This window comes from Stutzerimonas sp. Brlt_14, assembly GCF_051948915.1.
GTDB lineage: Bacteria > Pseudomonadota > Gammaproteobacteria > Pseudomonadales > Pseudomonadaceae > Stutzerimonas > Stutzerimonas stutzeri.
This window is the reverse complement of record NZ_JAYJLM010000004.1, coordinates 92,007-110,798: the sequence shown is the minus strand read 5'-3', so window position 1 is coordinate 110,798 and position 18,792 is coordinate 92,007. Positions and strand designations below refer to the sequence as shown.

Below are 18,792 nucleotides of genomic sequence, written 5' to 3'. Positions count from 1 at the left end.
CGAGGCAGCCGCCCTGCGGCATCCGTCCGCGCTTTCCCCTGCCCGGCGGTGGGCATATAATCGCCGGTCATTTTTTGCACAACGCCGGCCCGTAACATGACCCGCAAGCTTTTCATCGAAACCCATGGCTGCCAGATGAACGAGTACGACAGCTCGCGCATGGTGGACCTGCTGGGCGAACACCAGGCCATGGAGATCACCGAGAATCCGGCAGAAGCCGACGTGATCCTCCTCAATACCTGCTCGATCCGCGAAAAGGCCCAGGAAAAGGTCTTTTCCCAGCTGGGCCGCTGGCGCGAACTGAAACAGGACAATCCGCAGTTGGTGATCGGCGTCGGTGGCTGCGTCGCCAGCCAGGAAGGCGCGGCGATCCGCGACCGCGCGCCCTATGTCGATGTGGTGTTCGGCCCGCAGACACTGCACCGCCTGCCGGAAATGATCGATGCCGCGCGCACCACCAGGACGCCGCAGGTGGATATTTCCTTCCCCGAGATCGAGAAGTTCGACCGCCTGCCCGAGCCGCGCGTCGACGGCCCCAGCGCCTATGTCTCGGTCATGGAAGGCTGCAGCAAGTACTGCACCTTCTGCGTGGTGCCCTACACCCGCGGCGAGGAAGTCAGCCGGCCGCTGGCCGATGTGCTGGCGGAGATCGTTCACCTGGCCGAGAACGGCGTTAAGGAAGTCACCCTGCTGGGGCAGAACGTCAACGGCTATCGCCACGACGGCCACGACTTCGCCGACCTGCTGCATGCAGTGGCAGCGATCGATGGCATCGGACGCATCCGCTACACCACCAGCCATCCGCTGGAATTCTCCGACGCCATCATCCAGGCCCACGCGGACATCCCGCAGCTGGTGAAATACCTGCACCTGCCGGTACAGGCCGGTTCCGACCGCATCCTCGCAGCGATGAAGCGCAACCACACCGCGCTGGAGTACAAGTCGCGCATCCGCCGCCTGAAGGCCGCGGTCCCGGACATCCTGATCAGCTCGGACTTCATCGTCGGCTTCCCCGGCGAGACGGACAAGGACTTCGAACAGACCATGAAGCTGATCGAGGACGTCGGCTTCGACTTCTCCTACTCCTTCGTCTACAGCGCTCGTCCTGGCACCCCGGCGGCGGACCTCGCCGACGACACACCGGATGAGGTCAAGAAACAACGCCTGGCGATCCTGCAGCAGCGCATCAACCAGCAGGGCTTCGAGAACAGCCGACGAATGGTCGGCACCACGCAGCGCATCCTGGTCAGCGACTACTCGAAAAAGGACCCCGGCATGCTGCAGGGCCGTACCGAGCACAATCGCATCGTCAACTTCCGCTGCGACAACCCGCGACTGATCGGCCAGTTCGTCGACGTTCACATCGACGATGCGCTGCCACACTCGCTGCGTGGCAGCCTGCTATCTTGAGAGTGACGGTCGCGGGCCCGTGTGATTGCATCGGCGCCGCGACCGGCTGCCCGACTGTGCTTTCCGCATTGCGCCCGCAGCGCTATTCTTTCCCTCACCACTTCGCCGATCACGGCCACATATAAAAGCCCTTGAACGCACCCATAGAACCGCATCGTTTCACCCTCGAACCCTTTGAAGCCCGTCGCTTCGCCAACCTCTGCGGCCAGTTCGACGAGCATCTGCGCCTGATCGAACAACGCCTGGAGCTGGAAATCCGCAACCGCGGCAACCAGTTCGAACTGGTCGGCCCGAGCAACGTGGCCAAGTCCGCCGAGAACCTCCTGCGCCGCCTGTACCGCGAGACCAAGACCACCGAGCTGTCTCCGGACATGGTGCACCTGTATCTGCAGGAATCCGGCATGGAGGAACTGGCCAACCCGAACGCCCAGCAGGGCGTGGCGCTGCGCACCAAGAAGGGCATGATCCGCCCGCGTGGCGCCAACCAGCAGCGCTACGTCAAGGCCATCCTCGACAACGACATCAATTTCGGCGTGGGCCCGGCCGGTACCGGCAAGACCTACCTGGCGGTCGCCTGCGCGGTGGACGCGCTGGAACGCGAGCAGGTGCGCCGCATCCTGCTGGTGCGCCCGGCGGTGGAAGCCGGCGAGAAGCTCGGCTTCCTGCCGGGCGACCTGGCGCAGAAGATCGACCCCTACCTGCGCCCGCTGTACGACGCGCTCTACGAAATGCTCGGCTTCGAGTACGTGGCAAGGCTGATCGAGAAGCAGGTGATCGAGATCGCTCCGCTGGCCTACATGCGCGGGCGTACGCTGAACAACAGCTTCATCATCCTCGATGAGAGCCAGAACACCACCCAGGAGCAGATGAAAATGTTCCTGACCCGGATCGGCTTCGGCTCCACCGCCGTGATCACCGGCGACATCACCCAGGTCGACCTGCCGCGTGGCACCAAGAGCGGCCTGGCGCACGTCATCGAGGTGCTCAAGGACGTCAACGGCATCAGCTTCACCCACTTCAAGCCCAAGGACGTGGTGCGCCACCCGCTGGTGCAGCGCATCGTCGAGGCGTACGAGTCGTTCGAGGATCGTCAGTCGCCGGCCAGCAAGCGCGCCGCGCAGGATGCCGCCGGTGATTGAACTCGACCTGCAGTGCGCCAGCACTGGCGCCGCGCCCGCTGCGACGGACCTGCAACGCTGGTGTGAACTGGCGCTGCGTCAGCGCAGTGGTGACTCCGAGCTGACCATTCGCCTGGTCGACGAGGAGGAAGGCCGCGAGCTCAACCGCACCTGGCGACAGAAGGACTACGCCACCAATGTGCTGTCTTTCCCGGCTGATGTGCCGGACGAATTTCTCGACATTCCGCTGCTCGGTGACCTGGTCATCTGCGTGCCGGTGGTCGAGCGCGAGGCAGCGGAACAGGGCAAGACCCTCGACGCGCACTGGGCGCATCTGGTCATCCATGGCTGCCTGCATCTGCTCGGCTACGATCACATCGAAGATGCCGAAGCCGAGGAGATGGAAGCGCTTGAGCGCCAGCTGCTGGCTGAACTGGGGCACCCCGACCCCTATGCTGAAGATTCGCCCGAACCGGGCATTTGCAAGGACTCTTGAGTCAACGACATGAGCGAAGATCGATCGATCAGCGGGCAGAAGACCTGGCTGGAAAGAATCACCCAGGCTTTTGCCCATGAACCCAAGAATCGCCAGGAGCTGCTGGAGATCCTGCGCGAGGCCCACCAGAACAAGCTGCTCGACAACGAGGCGCTGGCCATCGTCGAAGGCGCCATCCAGGTCGCCGACCTGCAGGTACGCGACATCATGGTGCCGCGGTCGCAGGTGATCAGCATCAAGGCCGACCAGTCTCCACGCGAATTCCTCCCCGCCATCATCGCTGCCGCGCATTCGCGCTATCCGGTCGTCGGCGAGAGCCTCGACGAGGTGATCGGCGTGCTGCTGGCCAAGGATCTGCTGCCGCTGATCCTCAAGGAGGACCAGCAGAACTTCGACATCAAGGACCTGCTGCGCCCGGCCACCTTCGTGCCCGAATCCAAGCGCCTCAATGTGCTGTTGCGCGAGTTCCGCGCCAACCACAACCACATGGCCATCGTCATCGACGAATACGGCGGCGTGGCCGGCCTGGTGACCATCGAAGACGTGCTCGAGCAGATCGTCGGCGATATCGAGGACGAGCACGACGTCGAGGAAGACAGTTATATCCGACCGTTGCCCAGCGGCGACTTTCTGGTCAAGGCGCTGACGCCGATCGACAGCTTCAACGAGTACTTCGGCAGCGCCTTCCCCGACGACGAGTTCGATACCGTTGCCGGCCTGGTGATGAGCACCTTTGGCCATCTGCCCAAGCGCAACGAGGTGACCGAGATCGACGGTTTCCGCGTTCGCGTATTGAACGCCGACAGCCGCCGCGTGCACATGCTGCGCCTGAGCCGTCTGGAAAGCGCTTGACCTGCGACTTGCCGCCCGCCCGCGGGCGGCAAGCGATCGGCCAGCTTGCCGGATCGCCTCGTTGCCCTTAGCCTGCGCCGCAATCCCCGCCCAAGGAAACCCCATGCACTGGTTCACCCGCCCCGGCTGGCCGGGCAATCTGCTGGCGCTACTGGCCGGCACGCTGACCACGCTCTCTTTGGCCCCCTTCGACATCTGGCCGCTGGCCCTGTTGTCGGTGGCACTGCTCTACCTCGGCCTGCGCGAAACCGGGCCGAAACAGGCGGCGCAACGCGGCTGGTGCTACGGCTTCGGCCTGTTCGCCTCGGGCGTCAGCTGGGTCTATGTGAGCATCCATGACTTCGGCGCGGCGTCGCCGCCATTGGCCGGGCTGCTGACGTTCGGCTTTGTCGCCGGCCTGGCGCTGTTCTTCGCCCTGCTCGGCTGGCTCTGGGTGCGGCTGCTGCGCAATCGCCATTCGGCGCTCGGTGACGCGCTGGCCTTCACCGCGCTCTGGCTGGCCTTCGACGCCCTGCGTGGCTGGCTGCTCACCGGCTTTCCCTGGCTCTATATCGGCTACAGTCAGCTCGACGGCCCGTTATCCGGCCTGGCACCGGTGGGTGGCGTCTGGCTGCTGAGCTTCGCCATCGCCCTGAGCGCCACCCTGCTCGTCGCGCTGCCGCGGCTGCGTGCCGACAAGCCGCGTCTGGCGGCTGGCATCCTGTTGCTGATCGCCCCCTGGCTGACCGGACTGGCGCTCAAGGATCGCGCCTGGACCCAGGACAAGGGCAACCCCCTGAGCGTGGTTGCGGTACAGGGCAACGTCGAGCAGAGCATGAAGTGGGACCCCAAGAAGCTGGAGATGCAGCTGCTGTTGTACCGCGACATGACCTTTCGCAGCCGCCCGGCGGACCTGATCGTCTGGCCGGAAACCGCCGTGCCGATCCTCAAGGAACACGCCGAAGGCTACCTGGCGATGATGGCTGGCTTCGCCGAGCAGCGCGGATCGGCGCTGATCACCGGTGTGCCGGTGCGCCAGCCCAACGCCGACGGCGAGCTGCGCTACTACAACGGCCTGACCACCGCTGGCGAGGGTGCCGGCACCTACCTCAAGCAGAAGCTGGTGCCGTTCGGCGAGTACGTGCCGCTGCAGGAACTGTTGCGCGGGCTGATCGCCTTCTTCGACCTGCCAATGTCCGATTTCGCCCGCGGCGAACCCGGCCAGCCGCTGCTGCAAGCCAGAGGCCTGCAGATCGCGCCCTACATCTGCTATGAGGTGGTCTATCCGGAGTTCGCCGCGGGCCTCGCGGCGCAGAGCGACCTGCTGCTGACGGTGAGCAACGATGCCTGGTTCGGCCGCTCCATCGGCCCGTTGCAGCACCTGCAGATGGCGCAGATGCGCGCGCTGGAGGCCGGGCGCTGGATGATCCGCGCGACCAACAACGGCATCACCGTGCTTATCGACCCCTATGGGCGCATCACCGAGCAGATTCCGCAGTTCGAACAGGCCGTGCTGTATGGCGAGGTCACGCCAATGCAGGGGCTTACGCCCTACCTGCGCTGGCGCTCCTGGCCGCTGATCGCGGTATGCGTGTTGCTGCTCGGCTGGGCACTGGTCAGACGCAAGTCCGCATAGGGACGCTCTGTGTCCCTGCGACTGGGAGAGAGCATTCCGCTCATTCGTTCGCCGAGCGATAAACCAGCGGGTACACCGCCATCCCCACCACTTCGTTGAGCAGCAGGCCGTTCTGCCAGAATGCCTTGGATTCCGGCAGCCAGCCATTGAGCGGACGCGCGTTGTGCCCGCCCAGAAAGCCGACGGGCGCGGCGATCACCTCGATGCCGTTCTGCTCGAAGCACCAGCGCGAGCGCGGCATATGTGCGGCCGAGGTGACCAGCACCACCCGCTCGACGCCGGCGGCGCGCAGCATCTCGGCGCTGAACAGGGCATTCTCCCATGTGGTCCGGCTGCGCTCCTCGAGCCAGCGCGTGGCCACGCCGAAGTCGCGCTGCAGCACCTCTGCACCGAGCATGGCCTCGCTGGGCGGCTGCCCGTAATGCAGACCACCACTGGTGAGAATCGGCAGCCCGCTGGCCTTGGCCAGTCGTGCCGCATAGCGCAGGCGCTCCAGCGCGGTGTAGCCCGGCTGATCGCCGCCCCAGGCCGGATCGTTCTGCTCCCGGCCCGCGCCCAGCACCACAATGGCCCCGGCTTGCCCGCTCAGTTGCGACCAGCGTGCCTCCACCAGTGCCGGCTCGCGCTCCACCGCGCGCGCCGTCCATTCGACGACGATCGGCAGGCTCATCAACCAGAGCCCGGTGAAGCCGGTGACGAAACACAGCGCCGCCAGCCTTGGCGAGCGGCGGCGCAGCCACCAGCCCAGCAGCAACAGAAGCAACAGCACACCTGGTGGCAACAGCAGTTGCTTGAAGAAATAACGAATCGGCATCCCAGCTCTCCGGCAAAGGACGACACTCTAGCGGCTGTCAGCCGATTTGTCGGCGCAGGCTGAGCTCAATGACGCGGGTAGGTGTGCAGCCGTTGCCGGGCACGCAGCAACTGTGAACCGCATGCCGGGCATGCCGCAGGCCCGGCACCTTCCGGCCAGCTCACCTCGGCATTGCACAGGGCGCAGCTCAGAGTTTGCTGCAGATGCAAGGGGGCATGCCTGGGGCGCATGCCATGTCGCTGGCGACTACCCCCGCGTACGGCGGGTCGCATTGCCTGGCGCGTGAGATGGGCCTGTTCCTCGGCGGCGGCATGCCAGCCGGAAAGCCACTGGGAATCGCGTTGGAGATAGGCACGGATCAACTCGAACTCGGCGGGGGTCAGCCCGCGCACCTCGAGCTCGCCGGCGACATCCGCCTCACCGGACGCGCTTCGCTCCGCCTCCTGCAGCGCCGACGTCAAGCGCTGCAGCACCCGTGCATATAGACTGCTGTCCTCCGCTCGCGGCTCTCTGTCCATCTACCTCACCTCACGTTCGTCCCGCCCCTGGATCAAGCGTAGCTCAGCCTGGCCCGCTCAAGCCGGACACGACGGACGGAACCCAAGGCGCTGACGGCAAATCGGGTTTCCCTAGGCTGCGGGGGGTCATGTATGCTACGGCGCTTCCATGCCTCCGCCCGCCACCCGCCGGGTCGCGTTTGCACAGGGTCCTTCGGACCTGCCTGCCTGCCGCGCCTGCGCCAGCGCATTCGCGGAGAGCCAGCCCCTACCCAACGCCAGTAGCCATGCACGAACAGTATCAGCCCCGCGAGATCGAAGCCGCCGCGCAATCCCACTGGGATTCGCAGAAATCCTTTGAAGTGAGCGAACAGCCCGGCAAGGACACCTTCTATTGCCTGTCGATGTTCCCCTACCCCAGCGGCAAGCTGCACATGGGCCACGTGCGCAACTACACCATCGGCGACGTGATCGCTCGCTACCAGCGCATGCAGGGCAAGAACGTGCTGCAACCGATGGGCTGGGACGCCTTCGGCATGCCGGCCGAAAACGCCGCGATGAAGAATCAGGTGGCGCCGGCCAAATGGACTTACGAGAACATCGCCTACATGAAGGCCCAGCTGAAAAGCCTGGGCCTGGCCATCGACTGGTCGCGCGAAGTCACCACCTGCAAGCCGGACTACTACCGCTGGGAACAGTGGCTGTTCACCCGCCTGTTCGAGAAGGGCGTGATCTACCGCAAGAACGGCACGGTGAACTGGGACCCGGTCGACCAGACCGTGCTGGCCAACGAGCAGGTCATCGACGGCCGCGGCTGGCGTTCGGGCGCGCTGATCGAGAAGCGCGAAATCCCGATGTACTACTTCAAGATCACCGCCTACGCGGACGAGCTGCTGGAAAGTCTGGACGAGCTGGACGGCTGGCCCGAGCAGGTCAAGACCATGCAGCGCAACTGGATCGGCAAGTCGCGCGGCATGGAGATCAGCTTCCCCTACGACGTCGCCAGCATCGGCAACGAAGGTGTGATGAAGGTCTTCACCACCCGCCCCGATACGCTGATGGGTGCGACCTACGTGGCCGTCGCCGCCGAGCATCCGCTGGCCACCCTGGCGGCGCAGCACAACCCCGAGCTGCAGGCCTTCATCGATGAGTGCAAGCGCGGCGGCGTTGCCGAAGCCGACATCGCCACCCAGGAGAAGAAGGGCCTGGCCACTTCCCTGCGCGTGCAGCACCCGCTGACCGGCGAGCTGCTGCCGGTATGGGTCGCCAACTACGTGCTGATGAACTACGGCGAGGGCGCGGTCATGGCCGTGCCGGCACATGACGAGCGCGACTTCGAATTTGCCAGCAAGTACGGCCTGCCGATCAAGCCGGTGGTACGCACCAGTGCCGGCGACGAGACACCCGCCCCCTGGCAGGACGCCTACGGCGAGCACGGCCAGCTGATCAACTCCGGGATCTACGACGGCCTGGATTTCGAAGGCGCCTTCGATGCCATCGAAGTGGCGCTGCAGAAGAAGGGCCTCGGCCAGGCGCGTACCCAGTTCCGCCTGCGTGACTGGGGTATCAGCCGCCAGCGCTACTGGGGCTGCCCGATCCCGATCATCCACTGCGACAGCTGTGGCGACGTGCCGGTGCCGGAAGACCAGCTGCCGGTGGTGCTGCCCGAAGACGTGGTGCCGGATGGCGCCGGCTCGCCGCTCGCCAGGATGCCCGAGTTCTACGAATGCACGTGCCCGAAATGCGGCGCACCGGCCAAGCGCGAAACCGACACCATGGACACCTTCGTCGAGTCGTCCTGGTACTTCGCCCGCTACGCCAGCCCGAACTATGACAAGGGCATGGTCGACCCGCAGGCGGCCAACCACTGGCTGCCGGTGGATCAGTACATCGGCGGTATCGAACACGCCATCCTGCACCTGCTCTATGCGCGCTTCTTCCACAAGCTAATGCGCGACGAAGGGCTGGTGTCTTCGAATGAGCCGTTCAAGAACCTGCTGACCCAAGGCATGGTGGTCGCCGAGACCTACTACCGCACCCTGGAGAACGGCGGCAAGGACTGGTTCAACCCGGCCGACGTCGAGGTCGAGCGTGACGCCAAGGCCAAGGTCATCGGCGCCAGGCTCAAGACCGACGGCCTGCCGGTGGAAATCGGCGGCACCGAGAAGATGTCCAAGTCAAAGAACAACGGCGTCGACCCGCAGGCGATGATCGATGCCTACGGCGCCGACACCTGCCGTCTGTTCATGATGTTCGCCTCGCCGCCGGACATGAGCCTGGAATGGTCCGACTCCGGCGTCGAGGGCGCCAGCCGCTTCCTGCGCCGCGTCTGGCGCCTAGCCCACGCGCATGTCAGCGCCGGACTTCCGGGCGCGCTCGATGTGGCCGCACTTAACGATGAGCAGAAGGCCGTGCGCCGCGCGATTCATCTGGCGATCAAGCAGGCCAGCACCGATGTCGGCCAGCACCACAAGTTCAACACCGCCATCGCTCAGGTCATGACGCTGATGAACGTGCTGGAGAAGGCGCCGACCGCCGGGGAACAGGACCGCGCCCTGCTGCAGGAAGGCCTGGAAACCGTCGCCCTGCTGCTGGCACCGATCACCCCGCATATCTGCCACGAACTCTGGCAGCAGCTGGGCAAGCCGGGCGCGATCATCGACGCGCAGTGGCCCAAGGTCGACGAAGCCGCCCTGGTGCAGGACAGCCTGACCCTGGTGGTACAGGTCAACGGCAAGCTGCGCGGCCAGATCGAAGTGCCGGCCAGCGCCAGCCGGGAAGAGGTGGAGACCGCCGCGCGCGGCAACGAGAACGTACTGCGCTTCACCGAAGGCCTGACCATCCGCAAGGTCATCGTGGTGCCGGGCAAGCTGGTCAACATCGTCGCTAACTGATTCGGTCCCGGCGCCTGCGCCGGGCCTGCAAGGGGATAACAAGATGAACAAACGGAATCTGGTGGTGCTGGGTCTGACATTGCTGCTGAGCGCCTGCGGTTTCCAGCTGCGCGGCACCGGTGATGTAGAGTTCGGTCTCAAGGAAATCGATCTGCAGGCCCGCAACAGCTATGGCGAGACGGTCCAGCAGCTCGAGAGCCTGCTGCAGAGCAATGGCGTGCGGGTGACCCCCAGCGCGAAGTACAGCCTCAACCTGGCCCGCGAGCAGACCCGCCAGCGCACCGCCAGCTACACCAGCTCGGCACGCAGCGCCGAGTACGAGCTGACCAGCACTCTCGATTACGAATTCCGCGGCCCGCAGAACCTGCTGTTGCTCGAAGACAGCATCGAGGTGCAGAAGGTCTACGTGCACGACAGCAACAACCTGATCGGCTCCTCCCAGGAAGGCGACCAGCTGCGCCAGGAAATGCGCCGCGAACTGCTGCAGCAGCTCGCCCTGCGTATCCAGCGCATCACGCCGTCACAGCTCGACCGCCTGCAGCAGGAAGCCGAAGCCAAGGCACGCGCCGAGGCGGAGGCCGTCGAAGCCGCCCGCCGCGCCCAGGACGCGCAACCGCAGCAGTCGCCCATCCAGCTACCCGTCCGCTGAGCCTGCACGGGGGCCGTAGCGCCCCCGTCTTCTGCCCATGAAGCTCTCCCCCGCCCAACTCGGCAAGCACCTGCAAGGCGCTCTCGCGCCCGTCTACGTGGTCTGTGGCGACGAGCATCTGCTGTGCCAGGAAGCCTGCGATGCGATTCGCGCTGCTACCCGTGCACAGGGGTTCAGTGAGCGCCAGGTCTTTCATGTCGAGACCGGCTTCGACTGGGGCCAGCTCATCGAGGCTGGCGCCAGCCTGTCGCTGTTCGCGGAAAAACGCCTGATCGAGTTGCGCATTCCCAACGGCAAGCCAGGGGACAAGGGCGCCGCGGCGCTACTGGACTACCTGGCGCGCCCGGCCGACGACACGGTGCTGTTGATCAGCCTGCCCAAGCTCGACGGCAGTACGCAGAAGACCAAGTGGGCCAAGGCGCTGATTGAAGGCAAGGACGTGCAGTTCCTGCAGATCTGGCCGGTGGATGCCGCGCAGCTACCGCAATGGATCCGCCAGCGATTGACCCAGGTCGGCCTGTCCGCTGACCAGGAAGCCGTCGAGCTGATCGCCGCGAGAGTCGAAGGCAATCTGCTCGCCGCCGCCCAGGAAATCGAGAAGCTGAAACTGCTGGCCGACGCCGGCCAGATCAGCGCCGATACCGTGCAAGCCGCCGTCGCCGACAGCGCCCGCTACGACGTCTTCGGCCTCATCGACGCGGCGCTCCACGGGCAGGCCGCTCATGCGCTGCACATGCTCGAGGGCTTGCGCGGCGAGGGCGTGGAGGCACCAGTGATCCTCTGGGCATTGGCGCGCGAGCTGCGCCTGTTGGCCAACATCTCCCAGCAGTACGGCCAGGGCGTTCCTCTCGATCGCGCCTTCAGCCAGGCTCGCCCACCGGTCTGGGACAAACGACGCCCGCTGGTCTCCAAGGCACTGCAACGGCACGACGCCGCAGGCTGGAGCCGCTTGCTGATGGCTGCACAGCGCATCGACGAGCAGATCAAGGGCCAGTCCGAAGGCGACCCCTGGATCGGGCTGGCCAATATCTGCCTGCAGCTGAGCGGCCGCCGGCTGGGCGCGGGCTGACATCGCCGCCTGCTGGACATTTTTTGTACAAGCCCTATGATGCCCACGCCCGATTCCGGGCTACCTGAGGGATACATCATGAGCACACGCAAGAAGCGGCCGAACAAGGCCAAACGGCTGGTCGCGCAACCGCTGTTCCGCCAGCGCCAGGAAACGCCCAAGAAAGGCAAAGGCAGCTACCGCCGCGAAGCCTCCCAGTCCACCAACTGGGAGGCTTCGGTCCTTCTGACGGTCTGAAAACCCAACACCCCGAAAGCGTGATAATGTCAGCGGCCGACGACACCTTTCGAGAGTGGTGCATGTATTACACCTTCGTTCCCGTTCTGCTGCTGCGAACGCTGGTCGCCGCCTCGGCGATGAGCCTGGTGGTCGCCTGTGCCGCCGAACCCCTCGCGCAGTCTTCTCTTGTCGGCAACGCGGCCGCCCCCTCCGGTCAGCGTAGCGACAATGCCGTCGTCGACGCGCCAGCAGAAGCCACGCATGTCAGCTTCAGCCAGTGGCGCGAGCAGTTCCGTGCAGAAGCCCTGGCAGCGGGCATTTCCGCCACCACCTTCGACCGCGCCTTCGCCGGGGTGCAGCCCGATCCGGCGGTGATCGAAGCCGATCGCAGCCAGCCGGAGTTCACGCGCCCTGTCTGGCAATATCTGGAAAGCGCGATTTCGCCCCAGCGGGTCCGCAGCGGACAGCGCCTGTTGAACGAGCACGCCGCAACCCTGGACCGCATCGAGGCACGCTACGGCGTCGATCGCGAAACCCTGGTCGCGGTCTGGGGCCTTGAGAGCAGTTTCGGCCAGATCATGGGCGACAAGTCGGTGATCCGCTCGCTGGCCACCCTCGCCCATGAAGGGCGCCGCCCCGCCTTTGCCAAGAGCCAGCTGATCGCGGCGCTGGAGATCCTCCAGCACGGCGACGTGTCACCGCAGCAGATGCGCGGTTCCTGGGCTGGCGCCATGGGTCAGACGCAGTTCATCCCGACCACCTACAACACCCATGCGGTGGATTTCGACGGTGACGGCAAGCGCGACATCTGGAACAGCTCGGCCGATGCCCTGGCGTCCGCCGCACACTACCTGCAGGCCTCTGGCTGGAAGCAAGGTCAGCCCTGGGGCTTCGAGGTGCAACTGCCCAGCGGCATCGACTACGCCCTGGCCGACAACGAGATCCGCAAGCCACTGGCGGAATGGCGCCGCCTCGGCCTACGCGGCCTGCCCGGCGGACGAGACGAAGCCAATGCCAGCCTGCTGCTGCCAGCCGGACACCGCGGTCCGGCATTCCTGATCATGGACAATTTCCGCGCGATCCTGCGTTACAACAACTCCTCGGCCTACGCGCTGGCCATCGGGCTGCTGTCCGAGAGCTTCCAGGGCAAGGGCCAGGTGGCGGGTAGTTGGCCGCGTGGCGAGCAGCCGCTCAGCCGTTCGGAGCGCCTGGAGCTGCAGGAGCGCCTTGTCGCTCAGGGCTTCGACCCCGGCACCCCGGACGGCATCATCGGTGCCAATACGCGCAAGGCCATCCGCGGCTTCCAGCAGCGCCTCGGCTGGCCCGCCGACGGTCATCCCACCCAGGAACTGCTCGGCCGCCTGCGCGCTCAGCCCTGACTAACCTTAGCCAACGAAAAAGCCCCGACAGGTTATGCCGGGGCTTTTTTTTGCGTTTAGCCTCTACGTGAGTGCCAGACGGCCTCAGTGCTTGATCGCGACTTCATAGAGGTAATCGGGAAGCGGATCGATCACCACCTGCTGCCCCTGGTAATGGGCCTTGACCGCTTCGCGCGGTACGACGCCATGGGGAACCCGCTGGTCGCCGCCCAGCCGCTGGCGAGCACGGTAGTCGATGACGCAGCCATCGGCTTCGACCCAGAAGTGTGGCGCAACCACCTTACCGTCCAGCTCGACCTGCCCCAACATCGCACGGTACGGAATACGCTGTTTGGCCAGACGCGTCACGACCAGGCGGCTCATCGCGTCGCACTCGACCTTTGCGGCATCCAGATCGTCAAGCAAGTCCTTCAACTGGGGTTCGTTCATCTGCAGTGGCCCTCGGTTGGCCTCATGGTGTAAACGAGCGCCACTATAGACCAAAGTCTAATGCGGCGTAATGCCGCAATTTTCTTGCCAACGCTTCGCTGGCAAACCGAACGGATTCCGCCACGCGGGCAACAAAAAAGCCGCGGAGGCGATTCGACGCCTGCGCGGCTTTCCTTGGAACGACCGGACCGCCGGTCCGATCAGTCGTGCTTGGCGCCGTGAGCCTGCTGGTCGGCGTGGTACGAGGAGCGCACCAGCGGGCCCGAGGCGACGTTCTTGAAGCCCATCTTCATGCCTTCCTCGGCGAACCAGGCGAAGGTGTCCGGGTGCACGAAACGCTGCACCGGCAGATGGTTGCGCGACGGCTGCAGATACTGGCCGAGGGTCAGCATGTCGATGTCGTGCTCGCGCATGCGCTGCATGACCTCGATGACTTCCTCGTCGGTCTCGCCAAGGCCGAGCATCAGCCCCGACTTGGTTGGCACGCCCGGCACGCGCTGCTTGAACTTCTCCAGCAGATCCAACGACCACTCGAAGTCCGACCCCGGGCGCGAGGACTTGTACAACCGCGGCACGGTTTCCAGGTTGTGGTTGAACACATCCGGCGGCTCAGTGGCGGTGATCTCCAGGGCGATCTCCATGCGTCCGCGATAATCCGGCACCAGGGTCTCCAGCTGAATGGACGGCGACAGCTTGCGAATCTCACGCAGGCAGTCAGCGAAATGCTGGGCGCCGCCGTCGCGCAGGTCATCCCGGTCCACCGACGTGATGACCACGTACTTCAGGCGCATGTCGGCGATAGCCTGGGCGAGGTTCTTCGGCTCATCCGGGTCCAGCGCGTTCGGCCGGCCATGGCCGACGTCGCAGAACGGGCAGCGGCGCGTGCAGATGTCGCCCATGATCATGAAGGTGGCGGTACCGCTGGAGAAGCACTCGCCCAGGTTCGGGCAGGAGGCCTCCTCGCAGACGCTGTGCAGCTTGTGCTTGCGCAGGGTCTGCTTGATCTGGTCCACCTCCGGCGATACCGGGATGCGCACGCGAATCCAGTCCGGCTTCTTCGGCAATTCATCGGTGGGGATGATCTTCACCGGAATCCGCGCGACCTTCTCGGCACCGCGCAGTTTGACGCCAGCCTCAACCTTGGCCGGGCGCTTGCCTGCCGTTTCTACACTACTCATAAGCTTCGATTCCGCCCGCGAGGGTCTTCTGTTGCGCGTATCCGAGCTGCCGGACCAGATGGTCACGCAGTCGATCGGCCACTTCAGAGATGTCGATCGGCCCGATCAGGTCACGCAACTGGGTCATGGGCAACCCTGCATAACCGCAGGGGTTGATGCGCCGGAAAGGTTCGAGATCCATGTCCACGTTCAGCGCCAGGCCGTGGAAGGACCGGCCGTTGCGAATGCGCAGGCCCAGGGAAGCGATCTTCGCGCCGCCGACATAAACGCCCGGTGCATCGGGCTTGGCCACCGCCTCGACGTCGTACCCGGCCAGCAGATCGATCAGACTCCGCTCGATGCGGCTGACCAGCTCACGCACGCCGATGCCGAGCCGACGTACGTCCAGCAACAGGTAGCCGACCAGCTGACCCGGCCCGTGATAGGTGACCTGACCGCCGCGGTCCACCTGCACCACCGGAATCTCGCCCGGAAACAGCAGGTGCTCGGCCTTGCCGGCCTGGCCTTGCGTGAATACGGGCGGATGCTGCAGCAGCCAGATCTCGTCGCCACTGTCGGCATCACGCGTATTGGTGAAATGCTGCATGGCCTGCCAGGCAGCCCGATACTCGATCAGCCCTAGCTCACGCACACCCACGTCGTGGGTCATCACAGCACCATGTGGACACGACCGGTGGCCCGCAGGTCGACATGGATGGCCTGCAGCTGCTCGACACCGGTGGCGGTGATCAGCACCTGCAGCGAAAGGAAGCGTCCGTTGCGGCTGTCACGGGTGACCACGGTGGTCTCGTCGAAGTCCGGCGCGTGGCGCTGAATGACTTCGATCACCACCTCGCGGAACCCCTCGCCGGCCTCGCCGATCACCTTGATCGGGTAGCGCTCGCAGGGGAAGTCGATCTTGGGTGCAGCGATATCGTCTTGGCTATTGGTCATGGCGTAACGGACTCGTGATCCGCACGTGCGCCGCGGCGGGGTCAGCCGGAGCGCACTCGAGCGTGGTCAGTTGAACAGGCTGTAGAAGAACAGGCGAATGCTATCCCAAAAACGGCGGAACAGCCCACCCTCTTCGACGGTATCCAGCGCCACCAGATCGGTGCTGCGCACGACCTTGTCGTCCAGTTTGACCTCGACCTTGCCGATCACGTCACCCTGCTGGATCGGCGCGGTCAGCGTGCCGTTGAAGCTCATGACAGCCTGCAGCTTCTCTACCTGGCCGCGTGGCAGAGTCATGGTCAGGTCCTGAGCCAGACCGGCCTTGAGCTTGCTCTGCTGCCCCTTCCAGACCTGGGCTTCGGCCAGCTCGGTGCCTTTCTGGTAGAAGGTGCGGGTCTCGAAGAAGCGGAAGCCGTAGGTCAGCAGCTTCTGGGTCTCCGCGGCACGGGCCTGCTCGCTGTCGGTACCGAACACCACGGAGATCAGGCGCATGTTGTCACGCACGGCGGACGCCACCAGGCAGTAGCCGGCCTCTTCGGTGTGGCCGGTCTTCAGGCCGTCGACGGTCTTGTCGCGCCACAGCAGCAGGTTGCGGTTGGGCTGCTTGATGTTGTTCCAGAAGAATTCCTTCTGCGCATAGATCGCGTAGTGCGCAGGGTCTTCGTAGATGATCGCCCGCGCCAGCTTGGCCATGTCATTGGCCGAGGAGTAGTGCTCCGGATGCGGCAGGCCGGTGGCGTTGACGAAGTGAGTGTTGCTCATCCCCAGGCGCTGCGCGGTGCTGTTCATCATGTCGGCGAAGGCTTCTTCGCTGCCGGCGATGTGCTCGGCCATTGCGACACTGGCGTCGTTGCCCGACTGGATGATGATGCCGTGCAGCAGGTCATCCACCGAAACCTGGGTGTTGACCTGGATGAACATGCGCGAGCCGCCGGTACGCCAGGCCTTCTCGCTGACGGTGACCATGTCGTTGTCGCTGATCTGCCCTTTCTGGATCTCCAGGGTGGCAATGTAGGCGGTCATCAGCTTGGTCAGGCTGGCCGGTGGCAGGCGTTCGTCGCCGTTGTGCTCGACCAGCACCTCGCCGCTGGCGGCGTCCATCAGCATGTAGGACTTGGCCGCCAGCTGCGGAGCCGACGGCAGGATCTGGGCCGCCCAGACGGTCGGAGCGACCGTCAGCAGAGTCAGGACAATGAAGCGTTGCACGAGGCTGGTGATGTTCATCCGAATCTCAAGTTAGTCAGGTAAAACAAGGCAGGGATTGCAAAGGCTCAGTCGGCCGCGACCCGCCGCGGCTGCCCGAGGTTGGCCAGGCGAACGCTCTGCTCGAGCTGCACGGCCTCATCCGGCGTGTCGATGGGCCCCAGCCGCACCCGGTGCAGGGTCTGCTGGTTGTGTACCACCGAGCTGATGAACACCGGTGCAGACACCACGCCGCTCAGCTTGTCCTTGAGCAGCTGTGCCGCATCCGGATTGGCGAAGGCGCCAACCTGGAGAAACAGGCCAGAGGCTGCGGGCGAAGCGTTTTTTTTTGCGTCGATTTCCAGCGGCACCGTCGCCGCAGCGTGCTGCTGCGGCGGCGGGGTGTACTGTTCGATCGGTTGGGCGATGCTGGTGGTCGGCTTGCTCGCCGCCATCTGCGGCTGCGCCATCATCGCCGGAACGGGGCGCCCCTGCGCCGCCCACCACTGCTGCGGATCGATGCCCTCGACCTTGACCCGCGCCGTGCCGGTCTCGGCGAACCCCAGTTTCTTCGCCGCGGCGAAGGACAGGTCGATGATCCGGTCGGAATAGAACGGGCCGCGGTCGTTGACGCGCAACGTCACGGTGCGTCCGTTATCCAGGTTGGTGACCTTGACGTAGGTGGGCAGCGGCAGGGTCTTGTGCGCCGCGCTCATGCCGTAGAGGTCGTACTTCTCGCCATTGGCAGTGGGCTGCCCGTGGAACTTGGTGCCGTACCAGGATGCCGTCCCGGTGGCCGAGTAACGATGGCCATCGCTGATGGGGAAGTAGGTCTTGCCCAGCACCGTATAGGGGTTGGCCTTGTACGGTCCGTAATGCGGCATCGGCACGGCGTCCGGGATCTGCGAGACGTCCACGTCCCACCAGGGCGCGCCATCCTTGTGCGGCCGCGCGTAATCGCCAGGGCCGCTACTGGTGGTGCTCTTGCTCGGCGTGGTGCTCGGCGCCGGCGTCGAGGAGCAGCTTGCCAGCAGGGCTCCCGTCACGCCCAAGGCGACCAGTCTTGTCCAGAGAGGGCTCATTGTTCGCCTCGCGCGTCAGCCAGCAGCTGGGACAGCTGATGTACGGCCATGGCGTACATCACGCTGCGGTTATAGCGGGTGATCACATAGAAGTTGGGCAAGCCCAGCCAGTATTCCTCGCCCTCGGCGCCTTCCAGGCGGAAAGCGGTCACGGCGGTCTGGTCTGCCACCGACTTGTCGAACTGCCAGCCAAGGGCGCGCATTTCTCCGGCGTTCTTCTGCGACTCGAGGCCGACGGTCAGGCCTTCCTCGAAGCGCTCGCCAGAGACCTTCGCCCGTGCCACTACAGGTTCACCGGCGGCCCAGCCATGCTGCTTGAAATAGCTCGCGGCGCTGCCGATGGCGTCGGTGGGGTTGTTCCAGATGTCGATGTGGCCGTCACCATCGAAGTCCACGGCATAGGCGCGGAAGCTGCTCGGCATGAACTGCGGCAGGCCCATGGCCCCGGCGTAGGACCCCTTGAGAGTCAGCGGGTCGACCTGCTCCTCGCGGGTCAGCAGCAGGAATTCCTTGAGCTGCTGGCGGAAGAAGGGCTGACGCGGCGGGTAGTCGAAGCCCAGGGTCGACAACGCATCGATCACGCGATGGCTGCCGGTGTTGCGACCATAGAAGGTTTCCACGCCGATGATCGCCACGATAATTTCGGCCGGCACGCCGTACTCGGCTTCGGCACGGGACAGCGCCGCCTCGTTCTCGCGCCAGAAGTCGACACCCTGGGCGACGCGCGAGTCGGTGAGGAAGATCGGCCGATATTCCTTCCACGGCTTGACCCGTTCGGCCGGCCGCGAAATGGCGTCGAGAATGGCCTGCTTGCGCTCGGCCTGCTTGAACAGATCACGCAGCTGTTCGCTGGCGAAACCGTAGTCGCGGGTCATCTCCGCGATGAACTCGTCCACGTTGGCGCCGGTGTAATCCGCGGCCTGCAGCGGCACGCTCCCCAGCACAGCGCCGGCCAAGCCTACGCTACCCAGCATCC

19 protein-coding genes are annotated in these 18,792 nt (G+C 65.1%); 10 read left to right on the top strand and 9 right to left on the bottom strand.

Annotated features, from left to right (window positions below; all coding sequences use genetic code 11):
• The first annotated feature begins 96 nt into the window (after positions 1 to 96).
• The 5 genes from miaB (at position 97) to lnt (ending at position 5,491) form a co-directional block, all read left to right on the top strand.
• A complete protein-coding gene (miaB, locus tag VF716_RS10915; protein WP_017246528.1) occupies positions 97 to 1,410 on the top strand; it encodes a tRNA (N6-isopentenyl adenosine(37)-C2)-methylthiotransferase MiaB in 1,314 nt (437 codons plus the stop codon).
• Between the two features lie 131 nt (positions 1,411 to 1,541).
• A complete protein-coding gene (locus tag VF716_RS10910) occupies positions 1,542 to 2,549 on the top strand; it encodes a PhoH family protein (RefSeq protein ID WP_013984159.1) in 1,008 nt (335 codons plus the stop codon).
• A complete protein-coding gene (gene ybeY / locus VF716_RS10905; protein ID WP_020305848.1) occupies positions 2,542 to 3,024 on the top strand; it encodes an rRNA maturation RNase YbeY in 483 nt (160 codons plus the stop codon). The genes VF716_RS10910 and ybeY overlap by 8 nt, the downstream gene beginning before the upstream one ends.
• A 9-nt stretch (positions 3,025 to 3,033) precedes the next feature.
• Positions 3,034 to 3,876 carry an HlyC/CorC family transporter gene (locus VF716_RS10900; protein WP_011914772.1) on the top strand — a complete coding sequence of 281 codons (843 nt, stop codon included), beginning with the start codon at positions 3,034 to 3,036 and terminating at the stop codon, positions 3,874 to 3,876.
• Between the two features lie 103 nt (positions 3,877 to 3,979).
• Complete coding sequence (gene lnt / locus VF716_RS10895) at positions 3,980 to 5,491, top strand: apolipoprotein N-acyltransferase (RefSeq protein ID WP_020305846.1); 1,512 nt, start codon at positions 3,980 to 3,982, stop codon at positions 5,489 to 5,491.
• A 40-nt stretch (positions 5,492 to 5,531) separates the two neighbouring features.
• Here lnt and VF716_RS10890 read toward each other — a convergent pair whose 3' ends face one another.
• Positions 5,532 to 6,305, bottom strand: a complete 774-nt coding sequence (locus VF716_RS10890) for a YdcF family protein (RefSeq protein WP_049339725.1) — start codon at positions 6,303 to 6,305, stop codon at positions 5,532 to 5,534.
• A 65-nt stretch (positions 6,306 to 6,370) separates the two neighbouring features.
• Positions 6,371 to 6,823 (bottom strand): hypothetical protein, encoded by a 453-nt coding sequence (locus VF716_RS10885; protein ID WP_011914775.1) that lies wholly within the window; start codon positions 6,821 to 6,823, stop codon positions 6,371 to 6,373.
• A 266-nt stretch (positions 6,824 to 7,089) separates the two neighbouring features.
• Between VF716_RS10885 and leuS the strand changes: the two genes are divergently transcribed.
• From leuS to VF716_RS10860, 5 genes are all read left to right on the top strand, one after another.
• Positions 7,090 to 9,696, top strand: a complete 2,607-nt coding sequence (gene leuS / locus VF716_RS10880) for a leucine--tRNA ligase (RefSeq protein ID WP_013984164.1) — start codon at positions 7,090 to 7,092, stop codon at positions 9,694 to 9,696.
• 43 nt (positions 9,697 to 9,739) lie between these two features.
• Entirely contained in the window at positions 9,740 to 10,345 is a 606-nt protein-coding gene (locus tag VF716_RS10875; RefSeq protein ID WP_011914777.1) for an LPS-assembly lipoprotein LptE, read from the top strand.
• 37 nt (positions 10,346 to 10,382) lie between these two features.
• A complete protein-coding gene (holA, locus tag VF716_RS10870; RefSeq protein WP_095461253.1) occupies positions 10,383 to 11,414 on the top strand; it encodes a DNA polymerase III subunit delta in 1,032 nt (343 codons plus the stop codon).
• Positions 11,415 to 11,492: 78 nt separating this feature from the next.
• Positions 11,493 to 11,651, top strand: a complete 159-nt coding sequence (gene arfA, locus VF716_RS10865) for an alternative ribosome rescue factor ArfA (protein ID WP_440552696.1) — start codon at positions 11,493 to 11,495, stop codon at positions 11,649 to 11,651.
• Between the two features lie 62 nt (positions 11,652 to 11,713).
• The gene (locus VF716_RS10860; RefSeq protein ID WP_108242366.1) at positions 11,714 to 13,012 is read left to right on the top strand and encodes a lytic murein transglycosylase; all 1,299 of its coding nucleotides are present in this window, start codon (positions 11,714 to 11,716) and stop codon (positions 13,010 to 13,012) included.
• Between the two features lie 84 nt (positions 13,013 to 13,096).
• Here the strand turns inward: VF716_RS10860 and VF716_RS10855 are convergent, their stop codons facing one another.
• The 7 genes from VF716_RS10855 to mltB form a co-directional block, all read right to left on the bottom strand.
• Positions 13,097 to 13,441 (bottom strand): hypothetical protein, encoded by a 345-nt coding sequence (locus VF716_RS10855; protein ID WP_013984169.1) that lies wholly within the window; start codon positions 13,439 to 13,441, stop codon positions 13,097 to 13,099.
• Between the two features lie 200 nt (positions 13,442 to 13,641).
• A complete protein-coding gene (gene lipA, locus VF716_RS10850) occupies positions 13,642 to 14,619 on the bottom strand; it encodes a lipoyl synthase (RefSeq protein ID WP_020305844.1) in 978 nt (325 codons plus the stop codon).
• Positions 14,612 to 15,268, bottom strand: coding sequence for a lipoyl(octanoyl) transferase LipB (gene lipB, locus VF716_RS10845; protein ID WP_013984170.1), 657 nt, complete (start codon positions 15,266 to 15,268; stop codon positions 14,612 to 14,614). The genes lipA and lipB overlap by 8 nt, the downstream gene beginning before the upstream one ends.
• Positions 15,268 to 15,552 (bottom strand): DUF493 domain-containing protein, encoded by a 285-nt coding sequence (locus VF716_RS10840; RefSeq protein ID WP_011914784.1) that lies wholly within the window; start codon positions 15,550 to 15,552, stop codon positions 15,268 to 15,270. The genes lipB and VF716_RS10840 overlap by 1 nt, the downstream gene beginning before the upstream one ends.
• Positions 15,553 to 15,618: 66 nt before the next feature.
• Entirely contained in the window at positions 15,619 to 16,776 is a 1,158-nt protein-coding gene (locus tag VF716_RS10835; protein WP_011914785.1) for a D-alanyl-D-alanine carboxypeptidase family protein, read from the bottom strand.
• A 47-nt stretch (positions 16,777 to 16,823) separates the two neighbouring features.
• Positions 16,824 to 17,816 carry a septal ring lytic transglycosylase RlpA family protein gene (locus tag VF716_RS10830; RefSeq protein ID WP_014597832.1) on the bottom strand — a complete coding sequence of 331 codons (993 nt, stop codon included), beginning with the start codon at positions 17,814 to 17,816 and terminating at the stop codon, positions 16,824 to 16,826.
• Positions 17,813 to 18,790 carry a lytic murein transglycosylase B gene (gene mltB, locus VF716_RS10825; RefSeq protein ID WP_108242367.1) on the bottom strand — a complete coding sequence of 326 codons (978 nt, stop codon included), beginning with the start codon at positions 18,788 to 18,790 and terminating at the stop codon, positions 17,813 to 17,815. The genes VF716_RS10830 and mltB overlap by 4 nt, the downstream gene beginning before the upstream one ends.
• Positions 18,791 to 18,792 lie beyond the last annotated feature (2 nt).